At 59.9% G+C, this 11,831-nt stretch carries 9 protein-coding genes; 6 read left to right on the top strand and 3 right to left on the bottom strand.

All coding sequences use genetic code 11. The features are described from left to right. Positions 1-1,433: FTR1 family iron permease (locus BFQ03_RS02795; protein ID WP_065942431.1), on the top strand; the 1,433-nt coding region annotated here is incomplete at its 5' end. 114 nt (positions 1,434-1,547) lie between these two features. Here the strand turns inward: BFQ03_RS02795 and elbB are convergent. Beyond that, complete coding sequence (elbB, locus tag BFQ03_RS02790) at positions 1,548-2,216, bottom strand: isoprenoid biosynthesis glyoxalase ElbB (RefSeq protein WP_065942428.1); 669 nt, start codon at positions 2,214-2,216, stop codon at positions 1,548-1,550. 318 nt (positions 2,217-2,534) lie between these two features. Next, positions 2,535-3,176, bottom strand: coding sequence for a DedA family protein (locus tag BFQ03_RS02785; RefSeq protein WP_065942427.1), 642 nt, complete (start codon positions 3,174-3,176; stop codon positions 2,535-2,537). Positions 3,177-3,394: 218 nt separating this feature from the next. Here BFQ03_RS02785 and hemB point away from each other — a divergent pair, with 218 nt between their 5' ends. From hemB to BFQ03_RS02770, 3 genes are all read left to right on the top strand, one after another. Then, on the top strand, positions 3,395-4,408 hold the full coding sequence (hemB, locus tag BFQ03_RS02780) for a porphobilinogen synthase (protein ID WP_065942426.1): 1,014 nt from the start codon (positions 3,395-3,397) through the stop codon (positions 4,406-4,408). 18 nt (positions 4,409-4,426) lie between these two features. Next, the gene (ppk1, locus tag BFQ03_RS02775; protein WP_065942425.1) at positions 4,427-6,649 is read left to right on the top strand and encodes a polyphosphate kinase 1; all 2,223 of its coding nucleotides are present in this window, start codon (positions 4,427-4,429) and stop codon (positions 6,647-6,649) included. Positions 6,650-6,801: 152 nt separating this feature from the next. After that, on the top strand, positions 6,802-8,331 hold the full coding sequence (locus tag BFQ03_RS02770; RefSeq protein WP_239695217.1) for an amidase family protein: 1,530 nt from the start codon (positions 6,802-6,804) through the stop codon (positions 8,329-8,331). A 3-nt stretch (positions 8,332-8,334) separates the two neighbouring features. Here the strand turns inward: BFQ03_RS02770 and ppx are convergent, their stop codons facing one another. Then, complete coding sequence (gene ppx / locus BFQ03_RS02765) at positions 8,335-9,837, bottom strand: exopolyphosphatase (protein ID WP_032856946.1); 1,503 nt, start codon at positions 9,835-9,837, stop codon at positions 8,335-8,337. Positions 9,838-10,318: 481 nt separating this feature from the next. Here ppx and BFQ03_RS02760 point away from each other — a divergent pair, with 481 nt between their 5' ends. Together BFQ03_RS02760 and BFQ03_RS02755 are read left to right on the top strand one after the other, a co-directional pair. Continuing rightward, positions 10,319-10,966: a DUF1120 domain-containing protein gene (locus BFQ03_RS02760; RefSeq protein WP_032856947.1), complete on the top strand. Its 648-nt coding sequence runs from the start codon at positions 10,319-10,321 to the stop codon at positions 10,964-10,966. A 135-nt stretch (positions 10,967-11,101) separates the two neighbouring features. After that, entirely contained in the window at positions 11,102-11,794 is a 693-nt protein-coding gene (locus BFQ03_RS02755; RefSeq protein WP_275656690.1) for a fimbria/pilus chaperone family protein, read from the top strand. The last annotated feature ends 37 nt before the right edge of the window (positions 11,795-11,831 follow it).

Here is an 11,831-nt window from a genome sequence, read left to right as displayed (position 1 = left end):
GCGATGGCCCGGCCGGTGTCGGCATGACACCGCCGCCGGCCAACCTGCGCGATGCGCAGCGCCTGGACCGCCTGAGCCTCTACGGCATCTACAACACCCTGGGCCTGGGCGTCGAAGGCACCGATATGCCGTCGTTCGCCGACCAGTTGGATGACCGTCAGCGCTGGGACCTGGCGACCTACATCGCGGGCTTCACCGCTGACCCGGCTGCGGCGAAAAGCGAAAAATCCTTCAACCTGGCGGACCTGGCCCGCCAGACTCCGGAAGAAGTGCTGGCCGCCGAAGGCCCGGACGCCGTGCGTGTATTCCGTGCGCAACGGGCGCAGCCGCCGCAGGTCCAGCGTGGCCCGGCGCAATTGCTGGACTACACCGCTGCCACGCTGGATAAGAGCCTGGCGGCGTTTCGCAGTGGCGAGCATGAACAGGCCTACGACCTGTCGGTAGCCGCGTATCTGGAAGGCTTCGAGCTGGTAGAAAGCTCCCTGGATAACGTCGATGCCAACGTGCGCAAGGACACTGAGAAAGCCTTGATGGCCTATCGGCAGTCGTTGCAGGACGCTCTGCCGATCGAGCAAGTCCAGCAGCGCCTGGACGTGGCCAAGGGCAAACTCACTGAAGCTGCCGGCTTGTTGGGCGGCGATGGCCTGAGCTGGTCGTTGAGCTACATCTCGGGCTTGCTGATTCTGCTGCGTGAAGGGCTGGAGGCGATTCTGGTACTGGCGGCGATTCTCGCCTTCCTGCGTAACACCGGCCAGCAGTCGGCGGTGCGCAGCGTCAACGTCGGTTGGGCCCTGGCATTGGTGGCCGGTGCAGCGACCTGGGCCCTGGCGGCCTATGTGATTGACGTCAGCGGCGCCCAGCGCGAGTTGCTGGAAGGCTGCACGGCGCTGTTTGCCAGCGTGATGGTGCTGTGGCTGGGTGTGTGGATGCACGACCGCCGCCACGCGGCCGCCTGGCAGGACTACATCAAGAGCAGTCTGGTGGGCGGTGGTGGGCGTTTTGGTTTTGCGATACTGGCGTTCTTCTCGGTATACCGCGAACTGTTCGAAGTGATCCTGTTCTACGAAACCCTGTGGCTACAGGCCGGCCCCGCCGGACACAACGCCGTCCTGGCCGGTGGCGCCACGGCGCTGGTGCTATTGATGGGGTTGGCGTGGATCATCCTGCGCGGCTCGGCGAAGCTGCCATTGGCGCTGTTCTTCGGGATCAACGCGGCGCTGCTGTGCGCGCTGTCGGTGGTGTTCGCCGGGCATGGCGTCAAGGCGTTGCAGGAGGCCGGTATCTTCGGCACCCGGCCGGTGGCGTTCTTTGACTTTGACTGGCTGGGCATCCATGCCGATGCGTATTCGTTGAGTGCCCAGGCAGTGGCGATCATTGCGATTGTGGTGTTGTACAGCCGCAGCCGGCTGGCCGAGAAGCGCCGGGTGGCCTGATCGCCGGTGCCGGCTTCTGTAGGAGCTGGCTTGCCTGCGATGCAGACGCCTCGGTCTGTCAGTGACACCGAGGTGATGCTATCGCCGGCAAGCCGGGCTCCTACAGGGGGCGGGTCAGGCGTCGTTCTCGTGGGTCAGTTCCAGCACCCGGTCCACCAACTTGTTGATGCCTGAGGCCACTTCGCTGATGTTTTTGGCCAACATGTAGGCCGGTGTGCTCACCAGTTTGCGCGCCTTGTCTTCGACGATCTCGTCCACCGCGCATTCCTGGTGGGTGGCGCCCATCTTGTCCAGGGCTGCTGCCGTGCCAGCATCGTTGCCGATGGTGCACACCACGCCTGGGCCGTAGATCTTCGCTGCCAGCGCCGGCGAGATGCAGATCAGCCCCACGGGCTTGCCCGCTTCGGCAAAGGCTTCGGCCAGCGCCAGTACGTCCGGGTTGACGCTGCAACCAGCGCCTTCAACGGCAAAGTTCGACAGGTTCTTGGCTGCGCCAAACCCACCGGGCACGATCAGCGCGTCGAACTCTTCAACGTTGGCTTCGCGAATATCCTTCACTTCACCCCGCGCTATGCGCGCCGACTCCACCAGCACATTGCGTGACTCGGGCATTTCTTCGCCGGTGAGATGGTTGATCACATGGTGTTGCGCAATGTTCGGGGCAAAGCACTGAACCTGAGCGCCGCGCTGGTCCAGGCGCAACAAAGTGATCACACTTTCATGGATTTCAGCGCCGTCGTACACGCCACAGCCGGAAAGGATCACTGCAATCTTTTTGCTCATGGGCATTTCTCCTGATTTATGGCGTTAAATGTCTACTTATTTGTCGCTCATTGCCAATAGGGCATCCGGCCATTGCACCTAATCTTGATGTAACAATAATTGACCGGATTTGCCCATGGTTTTTGCTCCTTCACAGGAGGAGGACGAAAACGAGGCGGTGATCTTTGGCGTGGCCACGCCGCTGGCCAGTTGGAACCCGCCGTGGGCCAACCTGCAGTTCTATGCGCAATGGTGCAGTGATACCCGGCGCACCGAGAGTGGGTGGCACAAGCTGCCTTGGCCAGCGCATTGCCGCAGGCGGTGCCTCATCGGTCCGACTTACTCGGCGGGTGTCGTAGACTCGGGCTTTTTCGCTTCGGCCTGTACCTGCGCCAACTGGGCTTTCTCGGCGGCGCAGTTTTCCCGCGCCAGGCGGGCATTACGGATGCGCCGGCGTAACCATAAGCCCAGACCGAGCAAGAGCAAGGCGCCGAGCACCCACAGCTCGTACTTCTTGACGCTGCCCAGCATGCCTTCGAGCACGGCGCCGAAGTGGTAGGCCGCCGCGCCCAGCGCTGCCGCCCAGATCGCCGCGCCAATGCCGTTGAGCAACAGATAGCGTCCCGGCGGGTAGCCTGACAGGCCAATGGCCACGGGCATCACTGTGCGCAGGCCATACACGAAGCGGAAACTCAGGACCCAGATATCCGGATGCCGGCGGATATGCTCCAGCGCCCGATCGCCCAGCAGTTGCCAGCGCGGCTTGCGCGCCAGCAATTTGCGCCCATGTTTACGGCCCATGAAATACCAGAGCTGGTCGCCGGCATAGCTGCCGAAGAACGCAACCACCACCACCACGTTGATATCCATGTATCCGCGGAACGCCAGGAAGCCCGCGAGCACCAGAATGGTCTCACCTTCGAAGAACGTCCCCAGGAAGAGGGCAAAGTAGCCAAAGTCATTCAGAAATTGTTGGAGCATTGTCTGGGTGCTGGCGAAATGAACGCGCAGCCTACGCCTTCGTGAACATTCATGAAAGTATCGAGATGTGTCACAAAGTGAACATTTCCTACAGAAACCATGAATGCGGCGACAGGTCGCATGCCGGTTGTATGAGTAAGCACAACTGTCATTCCTTCGTCATAATGGCCGCTTATAACTGTCACGCTCGCCCGTCAAGCCGGGCTCAGGAGTCTGCCGTGAGCTTTACCCCCGCCCAACGCCTGTTTCCCGCTACCCGCCTGCGCCGCAACCGTCGTGATGACTTTTCTCGCCGTCTGGTTCGTGAAAATGTCCTGACGGTGGATGATCTGATCCTGCCGGTGTTTGTGCTGGACGGTGAAAATCGCCGGGAAGCGGTGGCCTCGATGCCGGGTGTCGAGCGTTTGACCATTGATCTGCTTTTGCAAGAAGCGGCGCAGTGGGTCGAGTTGGGGATCCCGGCGCTGGCGCTGTTTCCGGTCACGCCGGCCGGGCTCAAGTCCCTGGATGCCGCCGAGGCCTGGAACCCCGAAGGTATTGCCCAGCGCGCGACCCGCGCCCTGCGCGAGCGTTTCCCTGAGCTTGGGGTGATCACTGACGTGGCGCTGGACCCGTTCACCACCCACGGGCAGGATGGCATTCTGGATGAAGAAGGCTACGTGCAGAACGACATCACCGTCGACGCATTGGTCAAGCAGGCGCTGTCCCATGCCGCAGCGGGCGCCCAGGTGGTGGCCCCGTCGGACATGATGGACGGTCGGATCCAGGCGATTCGCGAAGCCTTGGAGCTGGCCGGCCATGTCAATGTGCGGATCATGGCCTATTCGGCCAAGTACGCCAGCGCCTACTACGGCCCGTTCCGCGATGCGGTCGGCTCGGCGTTGAACCTGGGCAAGGCCAACAAGGCCTCGTACCAGATGGACCCGGCCAACAGCCATGAAGCCCTGCACGAAGTGGCGGCGGACCTGGCCGAAGGTGCCGATATGGTGATGGTCAAGCCCGGCATGCCGTACCTGGACATCCTTTATCGGGTCAAGGAGGAATTCAAGGTGCCGACCTTTGTCTATCAGGTCAGTGGTGAATACGCCATGCACATGGCTGCGATTCAAAATGGCTGGTTGAGTGAAGGAGTCATCCTGGAATCCCTTACCGCCTTTAAACGTGCGGGGGCTGATGGCATCCTGACTTACTTTGCCGCCCGTGCCGCCCAATTGCTTAGAGAGCAACAATAGCCCTCACAGGAACACTCGATGAATACCGAAGGACTCACAGACGTTGCCGTAAAAGATGCGCATCCGGTGGTTGAACAAGTCGCCGAAACCCCGCCGGAGCTTGCACCTGAGCAGCCTGTCGTGCTCGCGGAGCCGATGGTGGCGGCACCGCCTATCGTGATTCCGAACCTGGATGACAGCAGCCTGTATATCCATCGCGAGCTGTCGCAACTGCAATTCAACATCCGCGTGCTGGAACAGGCGCTGGATGAGTCCTACCCGCTGTTGGAGCGCTTGAAGTTCCTGCTGATCTTCTCCAGCAACCTGGATGAGTTCTTCGAGATTCGTGTTGCCGGCCTCAAGAAACAGATCACCTTTGCCCGCGAACAGGCCGGCGCCGACGGTTTGCAGCCGCACCAGGCACTGGCCCGCATCAGCGAACTGGTGCACGGTCATGTGGATCGCCAATACGCCATCCTCAACGACATTTTGTTGCCGGAGCTGGAAAAGCATCAGGTGCGCTTCATCCGTCGGCGCAACTGGACCGTCAAGCTCAAGACCTGGGTGCGTCGCTATTTCCGTGACGAAATCGCGCCGATCATCACCCCGATTGGCCTCGACCCGACACACCCGTTCCCGCTGCTGGTGAACAAGAGCCTGAACTTTATCGTCGAACTCGAAGGGATCGATGCCTTTGGTCGTGATTCGGGCCTGGCGATCATCCCGGCGCCGCGCCTGTTGCCACGGATCATCAAGGTACCGGAAGAGGTAGGGGGGGCTGGCGATAACTATGTATTCCTTTCGTCGATGATCCACGCCCACGCCGATGACCTGTTCCAGGGCATGAAGGTCAAGGGCTGCTACCAGTTCCGCCTGACCCGTAACGCCGATTTGGCCGTGGATACCGAAGACGTCGAAGACCTGGCCCGCGCCTTGCGCGGTGAGCTGTTCTCCCGCCGTTATGGCGATGCAGTACGCCTGGAAGTGGCGGACACCTGCCCAAAACATCTCTCGGACTACCTGCTCAAGCAGTTCAACCTGGCCGAGACCGAGCTGTACCAGGTCAATGGCCCGGTGAACCTGACGCGCCTGTTCAGCATTACTGGCCTGGACAGCCATCCGGAGCTGCAATACACGCCATTCACCCCGCAGATCCCGAAACTGCTGCAAAACAGCGAGAACATCTTCAGCGTGGTCAGCAAGCAGGACATCTTGCTGCTGCACCCGTTCGAGTCGTTTACCCCGGTGGTCGACCTGTTGCGCCAGGCTGCCAAGGACCCACACGTCCTGGCCGTGCGCCAGACCCTGTACCGCAGCGGCGCCAACTCGGAAATCGTCGATGCGCTGGTGGATGCCGCGCGTAACGGCAAGGAAGTCACGGCGGTGATCGAGCTGCGTGCGCGGTTCGATGAAGAATCCAACCTGCAACTGGCCAGCCGCCTGCAAGCGGCCGGTGCGGTGGTGATCTACGGTGTGGTCGGCTTCAAGACCCACGCCAAGATGATGCTGATCCTGCGTCGCGAAGCCGGTGAAATCGTGCGTTACGCGCACCTGGGTACCGGTAACTACCACGCCGGCAACGCCAAGCTCTACACCGACTACAGCCTGCTGACCTCCGACGATGCCTTGTGCGAAGACGTCGGCAAACTGTTCAGCCAATTGATCGGCATGGGTAAGACGTTGCGCATGAAGAAGCTGCTGCATGCGCCGTTCACCCTGAAAAAGGGCATGCTCGACATGATTGCCCGCGAGACCCAGTTCGCCCTCGACGGCAAGCCGGCGCATATCATCGCCAAGTTCAACTCGCTGACCGATCCGAAGATCATCCGCGCGCTGTACAAGGCCAGCCAGTCCGGTGTGCGCATCGACCTGGTGGTGCGTGGCATGTGCTGCCTGCGCCCGGGCATTGCCGGGGTGTCGCACAATATTCACGTGCGTTCGATCATCGGCCGCTTCCTGGAGCACACGCGGGTGTTCTACTTCCTCAACGGCGGCGAGGAGCAGATGTTCCTCTCCAGCGCCGACTGGATGGAGCGCAACCTCGACAAGCGTGTGGAGACCTGCTTCCCGGTGGAAGGCAAGAAGCTGATCATGCGGGTCAAGAAAGAGCTGGAGAGTTATCTCACCGATAACACCCACAGCTGGAGCCTGCAGTCGGATGGGCGCTACGTGCGCAACACGCCGACCGGCAACCAGAACCCGCGCAGTGCGCAGGCGACGTTGCTGGAGCGGCTCGGCAGCCCGGTGCTGGCCGTTCGTTGACGCTCCCCTCATGGAAGCGGGCAGGTCCGCTTCCATGTTTCCCGCCTACATCCACCACTGAGAAATCGGACAAGCCTGTCGGATTTGCCAGGTTGGGGGTTGTATGTTCCCGTTCCTAGACTGACCTCTGGCTATCAGGCGATAGCCTGTACATGGCAGTTGAGGATTTTTCGATGATGGGATCAGGCATAGGAATCGGGTTGGGAGCAGCGGGGCTTTACGAGGCATTGACCTCGCCGCCGAAGGGCTACCGCAGTGCGCAGGCCATGTCGCGCGACATGGCCCGGGCGGCGGTGACGTCTGAGTCTCTGGTGCGGGACTCGTTGAAAAACATCGCAAACATCGATCATGGCTTGCAAGGCGGCAACGCGTTTGTGCAGATCAACCCCGATGCGCTTGAGCAGGCGCGGGCGCGCGATCAGGAGCGTAACCGCGGCGGGGTGTGCGGCTTTTTGCACGGTGTGCCGATTGCCCTGAAAGATGTATTCGAAACCCGCGGAAAAATGCACACCAGTGCGGGTTCCCGTGCGCTGCTAGGTTCGCCGACGACAAAAAACGCCAAGGTCGTGGATAACTTGCTCAAGGCGGGTGCAGTGATCGTGGGTAAAACCAATATGAGTGAGCTGTCCAACTTTCGCTCCAGCGTACCGGTTGATGGCTGGAGCTCCCGTGGCGGGCAAACCCTTAACCCTCATCGACTGGGTGGGCAGGTGGCGGGGTCGAGTACTGGATCGGCCGTGGCGGTAGCCCAGGGACTTGTCCCGCTCGCATTGGGCATCGAGACCAACGGTTCGATCATTGCGCCGGCGGCCTACAACGGTGTGCTCGGTTTGAAAACCACGGCCGGACTGGTGAGTACCGAGGGGGTGATGACCAGCTCAAGACTGGACTCGGTGGGCACGTTTACGCGTAACGTGCGCGATGCTGGCGAAGCGCTAAACGCCATGGTCGAAACAACGGTCTACACCGCCGGGTTGACGCCCGATGCCTTGCAGGGCAAACGCATTGGCTACACGCCGGTGCCTGAGTTGTCGCCAGAGCAGGCCAGGGACCCGGCCAGGCGCGCGGATAGGCAGTATTTCGAGGACGCGATCAGATTGCTGGTGGCCAAGGGGGCAGTCCTTGTGCCAATAGCCAGCCTGGACGCTGATGTGGCGCCAGAGACGTACGATCAATACAACGATGCGCTTTTTGCAGGGCTCAAGCAAAAAATCGACGGCTACCTAGCTGGCAGGCAAGGGTTGTCGGTGAAGTCGTTGGCCGAGCTTATTGCGTTCAACGAGCGTGACAGGCGAGCCGGAGAGCCGGACCAGGCGCTGCTGGAACACATCAACAGCCTGGCGGTGACGGATGAGCAACGGGAGCAGCTGTGGGAGGCTGTTCTCCCGATTTTCAGGGATATCTTCGATAAGCCACTGAAGGAGCATAAGCTGGACGCGGTGCTGTCGAGTTTTCGTTCAGACAGTTATTTCTTTGCCGCGGCAGCTGGCTACCCCGGCATATCGGTGCCCTCGGGCATGGATGATGAGGGCATGCCAACCGCGTTGCACTTTGCGGGTACGAGCAACAGTGAAGCCACACTGCTCTCGGTTGCGTATGGCTATGAACAGGCATCGCAGGCTATCCGCGAGCCGGCGTTCCTGCCTGGCGCGCCGATGTTGTCGTCGGCCGAGAGCGTCTAGGGATCAGCACACGTTCAGGCTTAAACCCACTCGCGTCAGCCACTCGGCTTCCTGGGCAAAATCCGCCTGGGTCAGTTGGTTCTCGTCCAGCCAATCTTCGGGGAATACCACATCCAGGCTGTCACCATTGGCGCGCAAGGTGACCTGCGGCATCTGCTGGGTGCCACGGATGTGGTGGAACAGGATCGCAAAGCGCAGCAGGGCGCACAGGCGAATCAGCTTGATGCCCTCGGCGCCGAACTCGGCGAACTTGTCCTTGGGAATATTGCGGCGATGACCGCGCACCAGCAGCGCCAGCATCTGCTGGTCTTCCCGGGAAAAGCCCGCCAGGTCGGAGTGCTCGATCAGGTACGCGCCGTGCTTGTGGTAATGGTAGTGGGCGATATCCAGACCCACTTCATGGACCTTGGCTGCCCAGCCCAGCAGTTCACGCCAGACCCCGTCCTGCAGGTCCCAATCCTCGGCGACCTGGTCAAACGCATGCAGCGCCTTGCGCTCCACCCGCGCCGCCTGCTCCAGGTCGACGTGGTAGCGCTCCATCAGTGAGCCGAGGGTGCGCTCACGCACATCTTCATGATGATGGCGGCCCAGCAGGTCGTAGAGCACGCCTTCACGCAGGGCACCATCGCAGTGGTCCATGCGTTGCAGTTCTAGGGCGTCGAAGATGGCCTCAAGGATCGCCAGACCGGCCGGGAAGATGGTCCGGCGATCGGGCTTGATGCCCTCGAAGTCGATTTTCTCGGCATCGCCGAGCTTGAACAGCTTGCGCTTGAGCCAGGCCAGGCCTTCGGCATTCACCTCGCCGGTGCCGTGGCCGCCAGCCTTCAGGGCCAGGCCGATGGCGCGGATGGTGCCGGATGAGCCGATGGCTTCATCCCAGGTCAGGCGGTGCAGGGCATGCTCGATGCTCATGATCTCCAGCCGCGCCGCCGTGTACGCCTGGGCGTAGCGGGCCGGGGTGATCTTGCCGTCCTTGAAATAGCGCTGGGTGTAGCTGACGCAACCCATTTGCAGGCTTTCGCGCAGCAGCGGCTCGAAGCGCTGGCCGATGATGAACTCGGTGCTGCCACCGCCAATGTCGGCCACCAGGCGTTTGCCGGGGGTATCGGCCAGCGTGTGGGAAACGCCGAGATAGATCAGGCGTGCTTCTTCACGCCCGGAGATGACTTCCACCGGGTGCCCGAGGATCTCCTCGGCGCGGCGGATGAATTCGCCACGGTTACGCGCTTCGCGCAATGCGTTGGTACCGACGATTCGCACGGCGCCCTGGGGCATGCCGTTGATCAGTTGGGCAAAACGCTTGAGGCAGTCGAGCCCGCGCTGCATGGATTCTTCGTTGAGCTTGCGCTCATCGTCGATCCCGGCAGCCAGTTGTACCTTTTCGCCGAGCCGCTCAAGGATGCGGATCTCACCGTTCTGGGCCTTGGCCACGACCATGTGAAAGCTGTTGGAGCCCAGGTCGATGGCGGCGATCAGGGACAGATTCTTGGCTTGGGATTGCGGCATGGGTAGGGGATCTCGGTCGATAACCTTGCCATCGTGCCACGATCAAACGCTGACGCCAACGCGTAGTGCTCGGTGATTTGTCCTACGCCTGCTCTTGATCAAGTTTTGTAGGAAATGTAGGGAAAGTTTCCGGATGACCGATGACATATCTTTAGTGGGGTGTAGGGAACTAAAAGACTTTTAGAGAATTTTGGAGATTATATAATTTCCTACAGGAGTAGTTAATTATACTCATCCTTAATCTGCTCTGGACTACTTTGGTGGGTGGTAAAAGAGTCAGTTGTTTTAAACGAGTCCCACAGAGTTCTGGGTGTCGTCTTATATTTATTGAGTGAGTCGAAGGTGAAACTGTCGGTCGGCAATGATGCCGTGGTGTTATTTATTTATAGCTTTGTGTTTCAGGGAGGAACTAATGGCGACGAAGGAATTGCCTGGTTATTAAAGAAGTAATGCCTGAACACTTTCTAACGACAGGTCGATCATGAAAAAAGTATTGGGTTTGACGATGGGTGTTATTTGCCTGGCTGCAAGTATTGGCGCTCAGGCAACAAACGTTGCTCAGTTGGTAGTGCGGGGGACGATCACGCCCGCAGCCTGCAATTTGAGCTTGGGTAATAGTGGCATCATCGACTATGGGGTTATCCGTTCCGGTGAGTTGTCCCAGACCAGCTTCAATCCTCGCTCACCGCAAACCACATCGTTGGTTGTCAACTGCGGTACCACCCCGGCCAAGTTCGGCCTGACCCTGACCGATTTGCAGGCGGGCAGCAAGGTCACTGGCATTCTCGGCGGCGGCTATACCGAAGCGCAGAACTTCGGGTTGGGCGCTGTATCGTCCCGACGTACCGGGGGGTACTCGGTCACTCTGCGAGATCTGAGGTCTTCAGGTCTCACGTTGAGTCCGATCATGCGGGTCAGCACCGGCGCCTGGCAGAACAGTGACGGAAAAGTCGCACAAGCGCCTACCCAGTACTCGTGGCGTAATGGTGCGAGCATAACCCCCGCATCCATTGCTCAGCTCACGGGCATCATTGAAGTGATGGCGGTCATTAACAAAGCGCAAGACCTGGACCTCACCCGTGATGTGACGCTGGATGGCCGCGCCACCTTAGTGCTTAGTTACATCTAAACCTCTAGTAACAGCCGATATTGAAACGAAAAGTGTCATGACGCTTTCGGGACTTGTCGGCTGTTTTTCTGTGCGTTTGCTATTTGTCTTGATCGTTGCGGAGAAAACACAGTGAGTTGTTTTTTGAAAGCAGGTGTGACGCTATCGTGGTGTGCAATATTATTGTTTTGCGCAAGTGGCATGGCGGTGGCCGATGGTATGCAACCCGAAACAACGGTTGTCGTGCTGTATGAGGAGAACGGTGAAGCGACGATCAATATCAAGAACACAGATCCGGGGCCCGCACTACTTCACTCGGTGATCGAGAATATACCGGAGGATAAAGAGCCACTGCTGATCGTCACGCCACCGATTACCCGGGTCGAAGCCGGTGAGACCCAGTTGGTTCGTTTTATCAATACATCTGGCACGCCGCTCAAGACCCAACGATTGAAACGTGTTTCCTTTGAAGGCATTCCACAGGCCCGCAGCCCTGGTGGGGCGACCATTGGCTTTACCCTGCGGCAGAATTTACCGCTGATCCTGCATCCCAAGGGGTTGGCCAAGCACCAGGCACCCTGGGAGTTGTTGAAATGGAAGCGCCAGGGCAATGGGCTGGCCGTTCATAACGACAGTGCGTATGTGGTGCGGTTGGCGCTGGAGTTGCAACTGCTCCCGGGGAAAACGTTGGCAACCTTGCCGCGCAGTTACATCCTGCCAGGTGAAGTACTGGCGGTTGATGCCCAGGGGCCACTGGCGGGCGTTACCTCGGTCGTATTGCAGCCCGCCACGGTGTACGGGTTCACCGTTGACAGCTACAGCGCAGATGTTGCCGATCATGGGATTTAACCGAGTGGTGGGCAAGGGAGTGGGCGGCGCCTGTTAT

The organism is Pseudomonas sp. 25 R 14 (genome assembly GCF_900004755.1).
In the GTDB taxonomy this organism is placed as follows: Bacteria; Pseudomonadota; Gammaproteobacteria; order Pseudomonadales; family Pseudomonadaceae; genus Aquipseudomonas; species Aquipseudomonas brenneri.
The sequence above is the reverse complement of the archived record's forward strand: the minus strand, read 5'-3'. Positions and strand labels throughout refer to the sequence as shown.

Excerpts from the sequence above, each read along its gene's own strand:
- elbB (WP_065942428.1), bottom strand. The coding sequence starts at position 2,216 with ATGAGCAAAAAGATTGCAGTGATCCTTTCCGGCTGTGGCGTGTACGAC.
- ppk1 (WP_065942425.1), top strand. The coding sequence starts at position 4,427 with ATGAATACCGAAGGACTCACAGACGTTGCCGTAAAAGATGCGCATCCG.
- BFQ03_RS02770 (WP_239695217.1), top strand. The coding sequence starts at position 6,802 with ATGGCAGTTGAGGATTTTTCGATGATGGGATCAGGCATAGGAATCGGG.
- ppx (WP_032856946.1), bottom strand. The coding sequence starts at position 9,837 with ATGCCGCAATCCCAAGCCAAGAATCTGTCCCTGATCGCCGCCATCGAC.
- BFQ03_RS02785 (WP_065942427.1), bottom strand. The coding sequence starts at position 3,176 with ATGCTCCAACAATTTCTGAATGACTTTGGCTACTTTGCCCTCTTCCTG.
- BFQ03_RS02760 (WP_032856947.1), top strand. The coding sequence starts at position 10,319 with ATGAAAAAAGTATTGGGTTTGACGATGGGTGTTATTTGCCTGGCTGCA.